We start from the raw sequence: 17,077 nt of genomic DNA, 5'->3' as shown, positions 1-17,077 counted from the left end.
TCGATATCGCTGAAAAGCAAAGCGGGGAGGCCTTCCGGCCTCCCCGCCTCTATATAGCTACACCACCAGGCAATCACTCGGCCTTGAGGGTAACCCGGCCAAACGCCTTCTTGCCCGCCTGACACACATGGGTAGCACCCAGCGCAAACACGAAGTCGCGATCAACCACCGCACCATCAACCTTGACCGCGCCGCCATTAAGCAGATCGCGCGCCATTGCCGAGTTCTTCACCAGGCCGGCACGGTTCAGCACCGCAGCAATCGGCAAGTCTTCAGCTGCAGCAACCTCGATCTCAGGCAAGTCTTCCGGCAACTCGCCCTCCTTCATACGGTTGCCCGCCGCACGGTGAGCGTTGGCAGCAGCCTCTTCGCCATGGAAACGCGCAACAATCTCTTCCGCCAGCTTGATCTTGATGTCGCGCGGGTTCGCGCCATTGGCAACATCAGCACGGAACTGGTCGATCTCCTCCATCGAGCGGAAGCTCAGCAGCTCGAAGTAACGCCACATCAGCGTGTCAGGGATAGACACCAGCTTGCTGTACATCACCCCAGGCGCTTCCTGGATACCCACATAGTTACCCAGCGACTTGGACATCTTCTTCACGCCGTCCAGCCCTTCGAGCAGCGGCATGGTCACGATGTTCTGCGCTTCCTGGCCGTAGGCGCGCTGCAGCTCGCGCCCCATGAGCAGGTTGAATTTCTGGTCGGTACCGCCCAGCTCCACGTCAGCTTTCAGCGCAACGGAGTCATAACCCTGCACCAGCGGGTAGAGGAACTCGTGGATCGCGATCGGCTGATTGGTGGTGTAACGCTTGTCGAAATCATCGCGCTCGAGCATGCGCGCCACGGTGTACTGCGACGCCAGGCGGATGAAGTCGGCCGGGGTCAGCGTGTCCATCCAGGTGGAGTTGAACGCAACCTCGGTCTTGGCCGGGTCGAGAATCTTGAACACCTGCTGCTTATAGGTCTCGGCGTTGTCCAGCACCTGTTCGCGAGTCAGCGGCGGACGCGTGGCGCTCTTGCCGCTCGGGTCACCGATCATCCCGGTGAAGTCACCGATCAGGAAGATGACCTGGTGGCCCAGCTCCTGGAACTGGCGCAGCTTGTTGATGAGCACGGTGTGCCCCAGGTGCAGGTCAGGCGCGGTCGGATCGAAACCTGCCTTGATACGCAGAGGCTGGCCGCGCTTGAGCTTCTCCACCAGTTCCGACTCGACCAATACTTCTTCCGCACCGCGCTTGATAAGCGCCAGCTGCTCTTCAACCGACTTCATAGACAGACCCGCAAGGCTCAGATTCAAGGGGAGCCAACCATACAAGATCGGCCATCAAATACAAGTTTCGCAATAGAATGTGACCCGCAGGCGGCCTTGCGGCGTCTACGCGCCCTTGCGTGAAAATGGATTTGGTTATATTTTATACAGTTATTTCATCTTCATCATGTCATTCATCTTTTCCATATTCACTTTTCTTCAAAAAGTCACCTTACCTATGACCAACGAACCGCCTAAAGCGCCCCCGCTTTATCCGAAAAGCCATCTGTTGGCCGCCAGCGGCATCGCCGCCCTGCTCAGCCTGGCACTGCTGGTATTTCCTTCCAGCGAAGTCGAAGCCAAGAAGACCACCCTCAACCTCGAACTGGAAAGCCCGGTCGAACAATTGAAGGAGGAGTCCAAGGCCGCCCCACTCGTACACGCTGAGGCAGAGCAAGGCTCGCCGTTCGCCCAGATCGAAGAAGCCGACACGGCTACCCAGAAGGCGGAGCAACAAACGCCTGCGCCAGAACCAGTCGCCGAAGCCAAGCAGCCTGGCCACCGCGAAGTCACCGTAGCGCGGGGTGACACCTTGTCCACCCTGTTCGAAAAAGTCGGCCTGCCAGCCAGCGCAGTCCATGAAGTATTGGCCAGCAACAAGCAGGCGAAGCAGTTCAGCCAGCTCAAGCACGGCCAGGTGTTGCAGTTCGAACTCGACAAAGACGGCCAACTGACCAACCTGCACAGCAAAGTCAGCAACCTCGAAACCATTCGCCTGACCAAAAGCGCCAAGGGCTACAGCTTCAACCGCGAAATCAGCAAGCCTGTGGTCCGTACGGCCTACGCCCACGGCGTGATCAAGAGCTCGCTGTCGGCCTCCGCTCAGCGTGCCGGCCTGTCCCACAGCCTGACCATGGACATGGCACGCGTGCTGGGCTACGACATCGACTTCGCCCAGGACATCCGCCAGGGTGACGAATTCGACGTGGTGTACGAGCAAAAAGTCATGGATGGCAAGGTGGTCGGCACCGGTAACATCCTGTCCGCTCGCTTCAGCAACCGCGGCAAAACCTACACCGCCGTGCGGTACACCAACAAACAGGGTAATACCAGCTACTACACTGCCGACGGCAACAGCCTGCGCAAAGCGTTCATCCGCACCCCGGTGGATTTCGCCCGCATCAGCTCGCGCTTTTCCGCTGGCCGTAAGCACCCGATTCTGAACAAGATCCGCGCCCACAAAGGTGTTGACTATGCCGCCCCGCGCGGTACACCGATCAAGGCCGCCGGTGACGGCCGCATCGAGCTGGCTGGGCGCCGGGGTGGCTACGGCAATACCGTGATCATCCAGCACGGCAACCGCTACAAGACCCTATACGGTCACATGCAAGGCTTCGCCAAAGGCATCAAGACTGGCGGCTCGGTCAAGCAGGGCCAGATCATCGGCTACATCGGCACCACCGGCCTTTCCACCGGGCCGCACTTGCATTACGAGTTCCAGGTCAACGGCGTGCACGTCGACCCGCTAAGCCAGAAAGTGCCGATGGCCGACCCGATCGCCAAGGCCGAACGCTCACGCTTCCTGCAGCAGAGCCAGCCACTGATCGCCCGCATGGATCAGGAAAAGGCCACCATGCTCGCTGCGAACAAGCGCTGAGTCATGGCGCTTTATCTGGGGGTGATGTCCGGTACCAGCCTCGATGGCCTGGACATCGCCCTGATCGAACAGCGCGAGCAACCAACACTGCTCGCCACGCATTACATCCCCATGCCCGCCGACCTGCGCCAGGGCCTGCTGAGCCTTTGCGCCAGCGGCCCTGACGAAATCGCGCGCGCCGCCCTGGCCGAGAACCGCTGGGCCAGCCTGGCAGCCGAAGGTATTGGCCACTTGCTCGCAAGCCAGGGGCTTGCGCCAAGCGCCATCCGCGCCATCGGCAGCCATGGCCAGACCATCCGCCACGAACCTGCCCGGGGCTTCACCGTGCAGATCGGCAACCCGGCACTGCTTGCAGAGCTTACCCAGATCAGCGTGATCGGCGACTTCCGACGCCGCGATGTGGCCGCTGGCGGGCAAGGGGCACCCTTGGTACCGGCATTTCACGAAACCCTGTTCAGCCATCTGGGCCAACGGCTCGCCGTGCTCAATGTGGGGGGCTTCAGTAACCTCAGCCTGATTGCCAATGATACGCCGGTGCATGGTTTCGACTGTGGGCCCGGCAATGTGTTGCTGGACGCCTGGATCGAGTCCAAGCGCGGCCAGCACTACGACGCTGACGGTGCCTGGGCAGCCAGTGGCGAGGTGATCGAAGCGCTGCTTGCAGCTCTGTTGAGCGACCCGTTCTTTGCCGGCACCGGCCCCAAGAGTACGGGGCGCGAAGTGTTCAACCTGGCGTGGCTGCAAAGGCACCTGAGCAAACTGCCGCCCTACCGTGACCAGGATGTACAGGCGACCCTGCTGGAGCTGACAGCGCGCAGCATCATCGACTCACTGCGCAACGCTCAGCAGGGCACCGAGGCGCTGCTGGTGTGCGGTGGCGGGGCCCGCAACGGGGCGTTGATGCGCCGGCTTGCCCAGCTGTTGCCGGGCGCCCAGGTGTCCAGCACTGCGGCCCATGGCGTCGACCCGGACTGGGTAGAGGCCATGGCCTTCGCCTGGCTGGCCCATTGCTGCCTGGAAGGTATCCCAGCCAACCGCCCGAGTGTGACAGCTGCCCGGGGCTTGCGCGTGCTCGGCGCCATCTACCCGGCGTAACGCCCCAGCACAATGCAAAACGCCGCGCAAATGCGCGGCGTTTTCGTACAGCCCGTGATCAGATCGAGAACGAAGAACCACAACCGCAGGTGGTGGCGGCGTTCGGGTTCTTGATGACGAAGCGCGAGCCTTCCAGCCCTTCCTGGTAGTCCACCTCGGCACCCGCCAGATACTGGAAGCTCATCGGGTCGACCACCAGCGACACGCCTTCACGCTCGACGATGGTGTCATCCTCGGCCACATCTTCATCGAAGGTGAAACCGTACTGGAAGCCCGAGCAGCCACCGCCGGTCACGAATACCCGCAACTTCAGACGCTCATTGCCTTCCTCGTTGACCAGGGTCTTCACCTTGTGGGCTGCCCCTTGGGTGAATTCCAGACCGGTAGGGGTGAAGGTTTCGACGCTCATGCTGATTCTCCCGGCGCAGTTGCCGCCATAAAACTCGATGACGCGCATTATCCGCTTCTCCGAGAAAATTGGTCAAGAATTGTGCGGCTTTAGTCGCGCCCACAAAAAGGCCCGCACTCGGCGGGCCTTGTGCCAGCTTGTGCCCTTATGGGAGCAGGCCCGCGTGGGACAGGCCCATGCGCTCATTCAGGCCGAACAGGATGTTGAGATTCTGCACCGCCTGGCCCGAGGCACCTTTGACCAGGTTGTCGATGACCGAAAGCACCACCACCAAGTCCCCCCCTTGCGGGCGATGAACGGCAATACGGCAGACGTTGGCACCGCGCACACTGCGTGTTTCCGGGTGGCTGCCGGCCGGCATCACATCCACGAACGGCTCATCGGCATAACGCTTCTCGAACAGCGCCTGCAGATCAACCGAGGTATCAACCACGGTGGCATACAGGGTGGCGTGGATGCCGCGGATCATGGGCGTCAGGTGTGGCACGAAGGTCAGGCCGATGTCCTTGCCCGCCGCCAGGCGCAAGCCCTGGCTGATTTCCGGCAGGTGGCGATGACCTTTGACCGCGTAAGCCTTCATGCTTTCGCCAGCCTCGCAGAACAGCGAACCCACCGCCGCCCCCCGCCCGGCGCCGCTGACGCCCGACTTGCAGTCGGCAATCAGGCGCGATGGGTCGGCCAGGCCGGCCTCCAGCAATGGCAGGAAGCCCAGCTGGGTGGCCGTCGGGTAGCACCCCGGCACTGCAATCAGGCGAGCCTGGCGGATTTTCTCGCGATTCACCTCAGGCAAGCCGTAGACGGCGTCCTTGAGCAGCTCCGGCGCGCCATGAGGCTGGCCGTACCACTTGCCCCACTCGGTGGCATCCTGCAGGCGGAAGTCGGCCGACAGGTCAATCACCTTGGTTCCGGCCGCCAGCAGTTCGCCGGCCAGGGCGTGGGCAACGCCGTGGGGCGTTGCAAAAAACACCACATCACACGCTGCCAAGGCTTTGCTGTCCGGCACACTGAACGCCAGGCCGTCATAGTGGCCGCGCAGGTTCGGGTACATGTCAGCTACCGCCACGCCCGCTTCGGAGCGCGAAGTGATGACCGCCACTTCGGCCTGAGGATGCTGTGCCAGCAGACGCAACAGCTCGACGCCGGTGTAACCCGTGCCGCCGACGATACCGACCTTGATCATAACGCTTGCCCCTTATCAACGAGCCCACTGGAAAGCGCACGATAATAGGGGTGCAAGCCGCCTGTAACAACTCTTCGGGTGACCCTTCGGGCGCTTGACCACTACTATCTGACGACCGTGAAACCTGAAGGAACTCCCTCAATGCTTTACCTATGGATCAAAGCGCTGCATATCGTCAGCGTGGTCTGCTGGTTCGCCGGCCTGTTCTACCTGCCCAGGTTGTTCGTCTACCACGCCCAGAGCCAGGACAGCATCAGCCAGGACCGCTTCGTGACCATGGAACGCAAGCTGTACCGCGGCATCATGAACCCGGCCATGATCGCTACCTATGTGTTCGGTGCCTGGATGCTCTACCTGACCCCGGGCTGGCTGAGCCAGGGCTGGTTGCATGCCAAGCTCACCCTGGTGATTCTGCTGACCGGCTACCATCACATGTGCGGCGCCCAACGCAAACGCTTCGCCAGCGGCGCCAATACCCGCAGCCACGTCTACTATCGCTGGTTCAATGAAGTCCCGGTGTTGTTCCTGCTGGGTATCGTAATTCTCGTGGTGGTCAAACCGTTCTGACGGTAACCCCCTACAGGAGCCTTGCCATGTCATTGCCCGCCTCGCTCGAACAACGCCTGCGCCTGCCCGTGGTCGCCGCACCGATGTTCCTGATCTCCAACCCCAGGCTGGTCCTGGCCTGCTGCGCCGCCGGCGTGGTCGGCAGCTTCCCGGCCCTGAACCAGCGCGACAGCGCAGGGTTCAAGGCCTGGCTCGAAGAGATCGAGGCCGGGCTTGCCCAACTGCAAGCACCGGCACCCTATGCCGTGAACCTGATCGTGCACCCGACCAACCCTCGCCTGCAGGCGGACCTTGCCCTGTGCGTGGCGCACAAGGTGCCGATCGTCATCACCAGCCTGGGTGCGGTGAAGGAGGTAGTCGATGCCGTGCACAGCTACGGCGGGCTGGTATTCCACGACGTTACCACCCGCCGCCATGCCGAGAAGGCCGCCGAGGCGGGTGTCGATGGCCTGATCGCAGTGGCGGCGGGCGCCGGCGGCCATGCCGGCACCTGGAGCCCATTCGCCCTGGTGGCGGAGATCCGGCAGTTCTTCGACAAGACCCTGCTGCTGGCGGGCTGCATCAACCACGGCCATGAGGTCCTGGCGGCACAACTACTGGGGGCCGACCTTGCCTACATGGGCACCCGCTTCATCGCCACCACCGAAAGCCAGGCCCAGGCTGCCTACAAGCAGATGCTGCTCGATGCCCATGCCGTCGACATCATCCATACCCCCGCAGTGTCCGGCATCCCGGCCAGCTTCCTGCGCCCGAGCCTGGAGCAGGCGGGCTATGACATGAACGCACTCACGCATGGCCATGAACCGGGCAAGCTCAAACCGATCGACGACGAAGCCAAGGCCTGGAAAACCGTATGGTCGGCAGGCCAGGGAGTGGGCGATATCCATGACCTGCCCAACGCCCGCGCACTGATCGAACGCCTGCAAAGCGAGTACCGGGAAGCCCTGGATCGCTGCCAGGGTATTCGCGCCCAGGCCTTGTAGCAAAAGGCAACACCTTGCCCGGCCAAGCTGTACACTAGGCGCCCTCTTCAGCCCCAGGAGCCTTTGCATGACCCGTTACGCCATGATCACTGGTGCTTCCAGCGGCCTGGGCCTGGCCCTGGCGGAAGCGCTGGCACGGCGCGGGCGCAACCTGATCCTGGTGGCACGCCAGCGCGAGACGCTGGAGCCGGTGGCCATCGAGCTGACCCAACGTTTCGGTGTCGAGGTACTGTTCCGAGCCTGCGACTTGAGCCAGCCCCTTCGCCTGTCGGGCTTCGTGCTCGAACTGGAAGAAGGTGAGCGGCGTATCGACCTGCTGGTCAATTGCGCAGGCCTGCGCACCTACGGGCCGTTTCTGGCCCATGAGTGGGCCGACGAGCAGGACCTGCTGGAGGTCAATATCCTGGCCATGAGCCGCCTCTGCCATGCCATCGGCAACCTGATGGCAGTCCAGGGCGGCGGGCAGATCCTCAATGTGGCGGGCCTGGCCGGTGTCGCGCCGGGCCCCTGGATGGCGGCCTATGCAGCCAGCAAGGCCTATGTGCTGAGTTTCTCCCAGGCACTGCGCGAAGAGCTCAAGCGCACTGGCATCAAGGTCTCGGTGCTATGCCCAGGCCCCGTGCGCTCATCGCGCCGGCGCATTCCCCGGCTCGAAGGCAGCACTCGCTGCCTCAGCCCCGAAGAAGTGGCGCTGTACACGGTGCGCGCCCTGGACAAGAACCGCACACTGATCACCCCCGGCCGGCGCAATCGCTGGCTGGCATTCGCGCCGCGCCTGCTGCCCCGCTGGCTGGTGCGCAAGCTCGCTGGGGTGATCCATCGCCGCTACTGCCCGGTCGGAATGGAATAGCCACTGGGCGAGCGGCGCCCGGCTGAGTACACTCGGCCCGGACCCTCACCATGGAGCAAGTGCTGTGGACGATTTATTCACCAGGATCATCAACCGGGAAATCCCGGCGAAGATCATTTACGAGGACGACCAGGTTCTGGCGTTCCACGATATCGCCCCCCAGGCGCCCGTGCATTTTCTGGTCATCCCGAAAAAGCACATCCGCACCCTCAATGACCTGACCGAAGAGGACAAAGGCCTGGCCGGTCACATCCTGTTCACCGCCCAGCGTCTGGCCAAGGAACTAGGCTGCGAAGAGGGCTTCCGCGTGGTCATGAACTGCAACGAACTGGGTGGGCAGACCGTCTACCACATTCACATGCACGTGCTTGGCCAGCGCCAGATGCACTGGCCGCCGGGCTGATCCAGGGCAAGCGACCCTTGCGCTATTGCGGTAAACTGTCGGGCACACTCTTGCGGAGGTGCCCGATGGCTACCGAACGTCACTACTCGCCGCTCGACCGCTTGTTGCTGCAGGCCGATACCGCCATGCGCACCTTGCTGCCCTTCAGCGGCCAACCGTCCCGCCCATCCCCGGCCATCGTCCAGCCGGATGCCGACCTGGATGACGCCCAGAGCCGCCACATTGCCGGCCTCATGCGCATCAACCATACCGGCGAAGTCTGCGCCCAGGCGCTGTACCAAGGCCAGGCACTGACCGCCAAACTGCCCCAGGTACGCAAAGCCATGGAGCATGCCGCCGAAGAAGAAATCGACCACCTGGCCTGGTGTGAACAGCGCATTCGCCAGTTGAATAGCCACCCAAGCGTGCTCAACCCGCTGTTCTACGGCATGTCGTTCGGCATTGGCGCGCTCGCCGGGCTGATCAGCGACAAGGTCAGCCTGGGCTTCGTCGCCGCCACCGAGCATCAGGTGTGCAAACACCTGGACGAACACCTGGAGCAGATTCCGCACGAGGACGAAAAGTCTCGCGCCATTCTCGAACAGATGCGCATAGATGAAGAGCAGCACGCCGAGTCTGCCCTCGAGGCGGGCGGCTATCGTTTTCCAGCCCCGGTGCGTTTCGGCATGAGCCTGCTGGCCAAGGTCATGACCAAGAGCACCTACCGTATTTGAAGGTAAACCCATGACGGAACGATTCAGCGCCAAGGACCTGGCGCGCGCCGTGCACGCCGGCATCCTCCAGCCGGGCCAGGATCAAGCCCTGCTGCAGTTTCTGCGCCAGCAACCGGCAACGCGCGGCAGCTTCCAGCTGGCGCACGTCGCGTTCTACTTCGGCGCCTTGCTCATCATGGGCGCCATGGGCTGGCTGCTCACCGAAGCCTGGATGCAGATCGGCGACTGGGCACTGCTGGCCATCGCGACGCTGTACATCCTTTTGTTGACGCTCTTCGCCCTCAACCTGCAACGGCGCGCACAACCGGTCGCCGCTGGCGTACTGGCGGCGGTCGCGGTGAGCATCGTGCCGCTGGCGGTGTTTGCCATCGAGCGCCTGGTCGGCTGGTGGCCGCTGGATGACAGGCAATCGGCCTATCACCAGTACTACACCTATGTGCAGGGTGGCTGGTTGTTGATGGAGGCCGCCACGGTGGTCGCCGGGCTGCTGATGCTGCGGCTGATCCCCTACCCGTTCATCGTGATGCCAATCGCCATGGCGTTGTGGTTCATGTCGATGGACCTCAGCGAGTGGTTCTTCGGTTCGCCGTTCAGCTGGGAGCAACGGCGCGAAGTATCGCTCTGGTTCGGCCTGGGGATGCTGCTGGTATTCCTGGTGGCGGACGGCCGCACCCGTGAGGACTATGCCCACTGGGGCTATCTGGCCGGGCTCGCGGCGTTCTGGGGTGGGCTGACGCTGGTGGACAACGGTAGCGAGCTGGGCAAGGCCCTCTACTGCCTGATCAATATCGGGCTGATGGCCATCGCCGTGCTGTTGCGCAGGCCGGTGTTCATGGTGTTTGGGGCGTTGGGGGTGGCAGCTTATCTGGGCTACCTGTCTTACGAGGTGTTTGCCGAGTCGCTGCTGTTCCCGGTGGTGGTGACGGTGATCGGGCTGGGGGTTATCTGGCTGGGGTTGGCTTATCAAAAGCGGCGGGAGCGGTTGAGCCAGGCATTCAGAAACGTACTCCCGCAGTGGTTGCAAGTTGCCCTTCCGGCATTACGCAACTGAACACAGCCGGGGCTACGGGGCAGCCCCGAACATTTCGGACTCAACCCAACTCTACGATCTCGTAGCCGTGGGTGATCTCGACGCCCGCGCGCTCCAGCATGATCGACGCAGAGCAGTATTTCTCGGCCGACAGCTCAACTGCCCGCTTGACCTGGGCCTCTTTCAAGCCACGGCCCTTCACCACGAAATTCATGTGGATCTTGGTAAACACTTTCGGGTCTTCGCTGGCGCGCTCGGCTTCCAGGAATGCCTCGCAGCTCTCCACCGCCTGGCGCGACTTCTTCAAGATGCTGACCACATCGAAGCTGCTGCAGCCACCCAAGCCCAACAACAGCATTTCCATCGGGCGCACGCCCAGGTTTCGGCCACCAGCCTCAGGCGGGCCGTCCATCACGACGACATGCCCGCTCCCCGACTCGCCGAGGAACATCGCGTCACCGGCCCACTGGATACGTGCCTTCATCTACCTGGACTCCTAATTTTCGGAAAAGGGTGTCAGCTTAGACCTTGTGTGGCTGTCGGAAAAGCTCGAGACGTGTCGGTTTAGTACCGAAACATCCTGTAGTGTCTGATAAGCTGGCGCCAAATGACTGGCGCTTGCCGCCAGACACTTCCTACAAGAAGCCTATGTGTCGTATCGAACAGGATTTCGTGATGGTTGCCTCAGCCCTACCCGCCAAGATCAAGAATATCGACAAACTGCTGGTGCACTGCCAGCGCCGCCGCTACACCGCCAAGAGCAACATCATCTGCGCCGGCGATCGGGCCGAAACATTGTCGTTCATCATCAAGGGTTCGGTGACCATCCTCATCGAGGACGACGACGGTCACGAAATGATCATCGCCTACCTCAACAGCGGTGATTTCTTTGGCGAGCTGGGGCTTTTCGAACCCGTGGAAGGCGAACAGCAGCGCAGTGCCTGGGTCCGCGCCAAGACCGAATGTGAAGTGGCAGAGATCAGTTACGACAAGTTTCGCGAACTCTCACGCCAGGACCCAGACATCCTCTACGCCCTGGGTGGCCAGATGGCGCAGCGCCTGCGCAATACCACGCGCAAGGTCGGCGACCTGGCCTTCTTCGATGTGACCGGCCGCGTCGCGCGCTGCCTGCTCGAGCTGTGCAAGCAACCCGATGCAATGACCCACCCCGACGGCATGCAGATCAAGATCACCCGACAGGAGATCGGCCGTATCGTCGGGTGCTCGCGGGAGATGGTCGGCCGCGTCCTCAAAGACCTTGAGGAGCGCAGCCTGGTGCAGGTAAAGGGCAAGACCATGGTGGTCTACGGTACCCGTTAGTCCTTGGGCAGGTCTGCAAGCACCTTGGCATAGGCCTGCGAGAGGCGCTCGAACCAGGGCGCTGCGGGCGCGACTTCGTGCAAGGCGATATGCGCATCGGGGCGGCAGCGCTGCTCCAGCTCGCAGCACTCGTTGAAGCGGTTGACGGCCGCGACCATCGACTCACGCTCGTTATCCAGCAACAGTGCACCATGCACCAGCACCACCGGGCGTTTTCCGCCCAGCCCCTGGCGCCAGCGCTGGGCCGTGCCGACCAACTTGCGACCATTGAGATTGACGTTGTAGCGGCCATCGCAGAACGCCCCGTCGATCTCGCCCACCGAAGCTACCCCGCCCCATTCCCGTAGCACCTCGCACAGCGGCAGGCACAGGCGTTCGTAGGCATTCTCGATGCGCCCATGGTCACCTTCGCTGCGCGGTGCCACATACACCAGCGCCACATTCACCGTGGCATGCGATTGCGGCACCGGCTCACCGCCAGTCTCGCGCAACAGCACCGGCCAGCCGGCAATCGCAAGCTCGGCACAGGCGGCTTCGAAATTGTCCAGGCGGCTCATGCGGCGCGGCATGACCAGGGCATGGTCGGTCGGGCGCCAGAACAGCACACCGAATTCGCGCTCGCCGCGGCACACGGCGGCCAGCAGGTCCTGCTCGGCATGCAGGCCTTGTTCAACGGTCAGTGCCAGGGGTTGATCGGTCATTGATCCACCTTTGATGTGATTGTTCACGATGCAGCCCTTGCCCACAAAAAAGCCGGCAAAAGCCGGCTCGTCTTGGTCAGTCCAATGGCTGAACAGTCTTCTTCACCTGTTCCGGGAAGAACAGCCGCTGCAGTTCAAGCCCCGGTTGCTCGGCCCGCATGAACGCCTCGCCCACCAGGAACGAGTAAACCTCGTTGATTGCCATCAGCTCGACATCGGCACGGTTGAGAATGCCGCTTTCGGTAATGGCCAGACGCTCGCGCGGAATACGCGGCAGCAGGTCGAGCGTGGTCTCCAGGCTGACCTCGAAGGTGTGCAGGTTGCGGTTGTTGACGCCGACCAGCGGGGTATCGAGGGTGTTCAGCGCGCGCTCCAGCTCATCGCCGTCATGCACTTCGACCAGCACATCCAGGCCGACATCCTTGGCCGTGGCGGCCAGCTCGGCCATCTTCACGTCATCCAGCGCCGAGACGATCAGCAGCACGCAGTCGGCGCCCAGCGCCCGTGCCTCGACAATCTGGTAGGGGTCGATCATGAAGTCCTTGCGGATCACCGGCAGCGAAACTGCGCCGCGGGCCTGCTGCAGGTACGCATCAGCGCCCTGGAAGTAATCCACATCGGTCAGCACCGACAGGCAGGTCGCCCCGCCCTTCTCGTAGCTGACGGCGATGTCCGCCGGCACGAAGTGCTCGCGGATCACGCCCTTGCTCGGCGATGCCTTCTTGATTTCGGCAATGACCGCGGGTTGCTTGCGCTTGGCCTGCTCGATCAGCGCATTGGCAAAGCCACGTGGGGCGTCGGCGGCCTTGGCCAGGCGCTCCAGCTCGGCAAGGCTGACCCGGGCACTGCGCTCGGCCACTTCCTCGACTTTGCGGGCGAGGATCTTTTCCAGCACGGTCGGTACGCTCATGCTTCGTTCTCCAGCTTGAATACGGCGGTGAAGGCACCCAGTTCCTGCAGTTTTTCCCAGGCAAGCCCTGTATGCAGTACGTCGTGGGCAAGTTCCACGCCCTGCGCCAGGGTCATGGCATGATCAGCGGCATACAGCGCAGCGCCAGCATTGAGCACGATCATTTCGGCCGCTTTCTGACCGTTCTCGGTCTTGCGCCGGCCCAGTGCATCACGAATCAGCTCGTACGAGGCCTGCGGGCCGTCGACGGCCAGGCCATGCAGGCTCTGGCTCTTCATGCCGAGGTCTTCGGGCTCGACCCAATATTCAGTGATCTCGCCCTTCTTCAGCTCGGCTACGAAGGTCGGCGCCGCCAGGCTGAACTCGTCCAGGCCGTCCTTGGAGTGAACCACCAGAACATGTTTGCTGCCCATGCGCTGCAGCACTTCGGCCAGCGGGCGGCACAATGCCTGGTTGAACACGCCGACCACCTGGTGCTTCACACCGGCCGGATTCGTAAGCGGGCCCAGCATGTTGAACAGGGTGCGCAGGCCCAGGTCGCGACGCGGGCCAGCGGCGTACTTCATTGCCTTGTGATGGCTTTGCGCAAACATGAAACCGATGCCCAGGCTGTCGATGCAACGGGCGACCTGCACCGGGGTCAGGTTCAGGTAGATGCCGGCCGCTTCCAGCAGGTCGGCGCTGCCGCTCTTGCCCGAAACCGCGCGGTTACCATGCTTGGCCACCGGGCAACCGGCTGCGGCCAGGACAAACGCCGACGCCGTGGAAACGTTGAAGATGTTGGCACCATCGCCGCCGGTACCAACGATATCGACCACACCATCGAGGCTCTTCAGCTCGACCTTGTCGGCCAGCTCACGCATCACCGAAACCGCACCGACAATCTCGTCGATGCTCTCGCTTTTCATGCGTATGCCCATCAGGAAGGCACCGATCTGCGCCTCGCTGCATTGGCCGGTCATGATCTGACGCATGACGTCGCTCATTTCTTCAGTGGACAGGTCCAGATGGCCGACGATGCGGCTCAGCGCGCTCTTGATATCCATGTTCGATCCTTAGCGGCGGCCGCCGGTCTGCTTGAGGAAGTTGGCGAACAGCTCGTGGCCCTGCTCGGTGAGGATGGATTCGGGGTGGAACTGCACCCCTTCGATGTTCAACGTCTTGTGGCGCAGGCCCATGATCTCGTCGACCGTGCCGTCGGCATGAGCGGTCCAGGCGGTGACTTCAAGGCACTCGGGCAGGGTTTCACGCTTGACCACCAGGGAGTGGTAACGAGTAACGGTGAGCGGGTTATTGAGGCCGGCGAATACGCCCAGGTCGCGGTGCAGCACCGGGCTGGTCTTGCCGTGCATCACCTGACGGGCGCGCACTACGTCGCCGCCAAACGCCTGGCCGATGGACTGGTGGCCTAGGCACACGCCCAGAATCGGCAGCTTGCCGGCGAAATGCAGGATCGCCTCGATCGACACACCCGCCTCGCTCGGCGTGCAAGGGCCAGGGGAGACAACGATGCGCTCCGGGTTGAGGGCTTCGATTTCAGCGAGGGTCATTTCGTCATTGCGAATGACCTTGACCTCGGCACCCAACTCGCCCAGGTATTGAACGACGTTGTAGGTGAATGAGTCGTAGTTGTCGATCATCAGTAACATCGGGCTAAACCTCTTGAATCTACTGACTTTAGAATACGAACCTTGCTACACCGCCCGCAGCATGGCATTGCCACGAAGAGCATTCGGAAACGGATAAGAAGGCAAACAGAAACGGGCCGGGCTGGCCGGCAGGAGATAAAGTCAGGCGCGCCAACGCCAACGGGCGTGGGCCTTGATTACGCGCATCAAGAGTTTGCTGACGATCAACACAGGATAGGTCTCGCTCATACGTCCCCGCACAGTAGCCTACCGGGACGACGGGCGCAATATGCCTGTAAACACTGGGAAACGAATGGACTTGGGAGACAAGCCCCGCGATTTGCTAAGGTCGATCGGGTAGTGCTCATAAAAACAATGAAAAGGATGTTCCCAGATGCGAAAAGCTCCATTGTTGCGTTTTACCCTCGCCACATTGGCCCTGGCCTGCAGCCAGGCGTTCGCCGCACCCTCCCCTTACTCGACCCTGATCGTGTTTGGCGACAGCCTGAGTGATGCCGGGCAGTTTCCGGACCTGACCGGTGGCACCGCAGGCATGCGCTTTACCAACCGCGATGCCGATGGCAACTATGCACCGATATCGCCGATGATTCTCGGCGGTCGGCTGGGTATCTCCCCTGACGAACTCAACCCTTCCACGTCAGTGGGCATCCAGCCTGATGGCAACAACTGGGCGGTGGGTGGCTACACGACGCAGCAGATTCTTGATTCGATCACTACAACGTCCGAGACGGTCATTCCGCCAGGCAACTTTGGTGCAGGCGCGGTACTTCGAGACCGCCCTGGTTATCTGGCCAACGGCCTACGTGCCGACCCGAATGCACTCTATTACCTTACCGGCGGCGGCAACGACTTCCTTCAGGGCCTGGTAAACAGCCCCGCCGACGCTGCAGCTGCCGGAGGCCGCCTGGCCGCCAGCGCCCAGGCTCTGCAACGGGGTGGCGCACGCTACATCATGGTCTGGCTATTACCCGACCTGGGCCAGACGCCAAACTTCAGCGGCACCCCACAGCAAAACCCGCTGTCGCAGCTCTCCAGCGTGTTCAACCAGTCGCTGCTCAATCAGCTCGGGCAGATCGACGCCGAGATCATCCCACTGAACATCCCCGTTCTACTGGGTGAGGCCTTGGCCAGCCCCAGTCAGTTCGGCCTGGCCAGCGGCCAGAACCTGGTCGGCACCTGCTACAGCGGCAATAGCTGCGTCGAAAACCCGGTATACGGCGTCAACGGCACCAGCCCCGACCCGACCAAGTTGCTGTTCAACGACTCGGTGCACCCGACCATTGCCGGCCAGCAGTTGATTGCCGACTACGCCTACTCGATCATCTCCGCACCGTGGGAGCTGACCCTGCTGCCGGAAATGGCCCACGCCAGCCTGCGCGCCCACCAGGACGAACTGCGCAACCAGTGGCAAACACCCTGGCAAGCCGTGGGGCAGTGGCAGGCATTCGTCGCCACCGGTGCCCAGGACCTGGACTTTGACGGCCAGCACAGCGCGGCCAGCGGCGACGGCCGGGGCTACAACCTGACCCTGGGTGGCAGCTATCGCGTGAGCGATGCCTGGCGCCTGGGCCTGGCGGGCGGCGTTTACCGGCAGAAACTGGAGGCCGGGGAACAGGATTCGGACTACAAGCTCGACAGCTACCTGGCCACGGCTTTCGCCCAGTATCGCCATGACCGCTGGTGGGCAGATGCCGCACTGACTGCCGGCCACCTGGACTACAGCGACCTCAAGCGCACCTTCGCCCTCGGCGTGAATGACCGCAGCGAGAAAGGCGATACCGACGGCGAGGCTTGGGCGCTGACGGGTCGGCTGGGCTATAACCTGGCCGCCGAGAGCAGCCCCTGGCAACTGGCACCGTTCATCAGCGCCGATTATGCCCGGGTCAAGGTCGATGGCTATGACGAAAAGAGCGGGCGCTCGACCGCGCTGGGCTTCGATGACCAGGAGCGCACCTCCCGCCGGTTGGGCATTGGGCTGCTAGGCAGTGTGCAAGTGGCTGCGAGTACCCGGGTGTTTGCCGAGGTCGCTCAGGAACACGAGTTCGAGGATGACCAGCAGGATGTGACCATGCACCTGACGACGTTACCGGCCAACGACTTCACCCTGACCGGGTATACGCCGCATAGCGACCTGACCCGGGCCAGCGTGGGGCTGAGCCATGAGCTGGTGGCGGGGGTGCATGTGCGGGGGAACTACAACTGGCGCAAGAGTGATGAGTTGAAGCAGCAGGGGGTGAGCTTGGCGGTGAGTGTGGACTTCTGAATTTTGGGGCCGCTTTGCGGCCCTCTCGCGACGCAAGGCCGCTCCTACAGGGGGCGGATTGTACCTGTAGGAGCGGCCTTGCCGGGGCGCCGGAC

18 protein-coding genes are annotated in these 17,077 nt (G+C 62.5%); 10 read left to right on the top strand and 8 right to left on the bottom strand.

What is annotated here, in order from left to right; genetic code table 11:
* Positions 1-73: 73 nt before the first annotated feature.
* Positions 74-1,273: a tyrosine--tRNA ligase gene (gene tyrS / locus NP534_RS08140; RefSeq protein ID WP_033703018.1), complete on the bottom strand. Its 1,200-nt coding sequence runs from the start codon at positions 1,271-1,273 to the stop codon at positions 74-76.
* A gap of 217 nt (positions 1,274-1,490) precedes the next feature.
* Between tyrS and NP534_RS08135 the strand changes: the two genes are divergently transcribed.
* Both NP534_RS08135 and NP534_RS08130 read left to right on the top strand, forming a co-directional pair.
* Positions 1,491-2,909 (top strand): peptidoglycan DD-metalloendopeptidase family protein, encoded by a 1,419-nt coding sequence (locus tag NP534_RS08135; RefSeq protein WP_274098396.1) that lies wholly within the window; start codon positions 1,491-1,493, stop codon positions 2,907-2,909.
* Between the two features lie 3 nt (positions 2,910-2,912).
* Positions 2,913-4,004 (top strand): anhydro-N-acetylmuramic acid kinase, encoded by a 1,092-nt coding sequence (locus tag NP534_RS08130; RefSeq protein WP_274098395.1) that lies wholly within the window; start codon positions 2,913-2,915, stop codon positions 4,002-4,004.
* 58 nt (positions 4,005-4,062) lie between these two features.
* Here the strand turns inward: NP534_RS08130 and erpA are convergent, their stop codons facing one another.
* Positions 4,063-4,413: an iron-sulfur cluster insertion protein ErpA gene (erpA, locus tag NP534_RS08125; protein WP_033703332.1), complete on the bottom strand. Its 351-nt coding sequence runs from the start codon at positions 4,411-4,413 to the stop codon at positions 4,063-4,065.
* Positions 4,414-4,558: 145 nt separating this feature from the next.
* Positions 4,559-5,593 (bottom strand): N-acetyl-gamma-glutamyl-phosphate reductase, encoded by a 1,035-nt coding sequence (argC, locus tag NP534_RS08120; RefSeq protein ID WP_274098394.1) that lies wholly within the window; start codon positions 5,591-5,593, stop codon positions 4,559-4,561.
* 141 nt (positions 5,594-5,734) lie between these two features.
* Between argC and hemJ the strand changes: the two genes are divergently transcribed.
* The 6 genes from hemJ (at position 5,735) to NP534_RS08090 (ending at position 10,160) form a co-directional block, all read left to right on the top strand.
* Positions 5,735-6,160, top strand: coding sequence for a protoporphyrinogen oxidase HemJ (gene hemJ / locus NP534_RS08115; protein WP_027594415.1), 426 nt, complete (start codon positions 5,735-5,737; stop codon positions 6,158-6,160).
* A gap of 26 nt (positions 6,161-6,186) precedes the next feature.
* Complete coding sequence (locus tag NP534_RS08110) at positions 6,187-7,143, top strand: NAD(P)H-dependent flavin oxidoreductase (RefSeq protein ID WP_274098393.1); 957 nt, start codon at positions 6,187-6,189, stop codon at positions 7,141-7,143.
* Positions 7,144-7,210: 67 nt separating this feature from the next.
* On the top strand, positions 7,211-7,993 hold the full coding sequence (locus NP534_RS08105; protein ID WP_047583853.1) for an SDR family NAD(P)-dependent oxidoreductase: 783 nt from the start codon (positions 7,211-7,213) through the stop codon (positions 7,991-7,993).
* 64 nt (positions 7,994-8,057) lie between these two features.
* On the top strand, positions 8,058-8,396 hold the full coding sequence (locus NP534_RS08100; RefSeq protein ID WP_033703025.1) for a histidine triad nucleotide-binding protein: 339 nt from the start codon (positions 8,058-8,060) through the stop codon (positions 8,394-8,396).
* A 65-nt stretch (positions 8,397-8,461) separates the two neighbouring features.
* The gene (gene coq7, locus NP534_RS08095; RefSeq protein ID WP_274098392.1) at positions 8,462-9,109 is read left to right on the top strand and encodes a 2-polyprenyl-3-methyl-6-methoxy-1,4-benzoquinone monooxygenase; all 648 of its coding nucleotides are present in this window, start codon (positions 8,462-8,464) and stop codon (positions 9,107-9,109) included.
* 10 nt (positions 9,110-9,119) lie between these two features.
* Positions 9,120-10,160: a DUF2157 domain-containing protein gene (locus tag NP534_RS08090; protein WP_274098391.1), complete on the top strand. Its 1,041-nt coding sequence runs from the start codon at positions 9,120-9,122 to the stop codon at positions 10,158-10,160.
* A gap of 40 nt (positions 10,161-10,200) precedes the next feature.
* Here the strand turns inward: NP534_RS08090 and NP534_RS08085 are convergent, their stop codons facing one another.
* The gene (locus NP534_RS08085) at positions 10,201-10,623 is read right to left on the bottom strand and encodes an OsmC family protein (protein WP_027594409.1); all 423 of its coding nucleotides are present in this window, start codon (positions 10,621-10,623) and stop codon (positions 10,201-10,203) included.
* Positions 10,624-10,814: 191 nt separating this feature from the next.
* On the opposite strand from NP534_RS08085, the gene crp reads away from it, so the two are divergent.
* A complete protein-coding gene (gene crp, locus NP534_RS08080; protein ID WP_033703333.1) occupies positions 10,815-11,459 on the top strand; it encodes a cAMP-activated global transcriptional regulator CRP in 645 nt (214 codons plus the stop codon).
* On the opposite strand, the gene NP534_RS08075 is transcribed toward crp, so the two are convergent.
* The 4 genes from NP534_RS08075 to NP534_RS08060 form a co-directional block, all read right to left on the bottom strand.
* Positions 11,456-12,160 (bottom strand): lipoate--protein ligase family protein, encoded by a 705-nt coding sequence (locus NP534_RS08075; protein ID WP_274098390.1) that lies wholly within the window; start codon positions 12,158-12,160, stop codon positions 11,456-11,458. The two genes, crp and NP534_RS08075, sit on opposite strands and share 4 nt — an antisense overlap.
* 76 nt (positions 12,161-12,236) lie before the next feature.
* Positions 12,237-13,070, bottom strand: coding sequence for an indole-3-glycerol phosphate synthase TrpC (gene trpC, locus NP534_RS08070; RefSeq protein WP_033703028.1), 834 nt, complete (start codon positions 13,068-13,070; stop codon positions 12,237-12,239).
* Positions 13,067-14,116 (bottom strand): anthranilate phosphoribosyltransferase, encoded by a 1,050-nt coding sequence (trpD, locus tag NP534_RS08065; protein WP_033703029.1) that lies wholly within the window; start codon positions 14,114-14,116, stop codon positions 13,067-13,069. The genes trpC and trpD overlap by 4 nt, the downstream gene beginning before the upstream one ends.
* Before the next feature lie 9 nt (positions 14,117-14,125).
* A complete protein-coding gene (locus NP534_RS08060; protein ID WP_274098389.1) occupies positions 14,126-14,719 on the bottom strand; it encodes an aminodeoxychorismate/anthranilate synthase component II in 594 nt (197 codons plus the stop codon).
* 373 nt (positions 14,720-15,092) lie between these two features.
* Here NP534_RS08060 and estP point away from each other — a divergent pair, with 373 nt between their 5' ends.
* Positions 15,093-16,982: an esterase EstP gene (gene estP, locus NP534_RS08055; protein ID WP_274098388.1), complete on the top strand. Its 1,890-nt coding sequence runs from the start codon at positions 15,093-15,095 to the stop codon at positions 16,980-16,982.
* Positions 16,983-17,077 lie beyond the last annotated feature (95 nt).

This window comes from Pseudomonas sp. 39004, from assembly GCF_028682155.1.
GTDB lineage: Bacteria > Pseudomonadota > Gammaproteobacteria > Pseudomonadales > Pseudomonadaceae > Aquipseudomonas > Aquipseudomonas capeferrum.
This window is presented reverse-complemented; position numbering and strand designations above follow the sequence as displayed.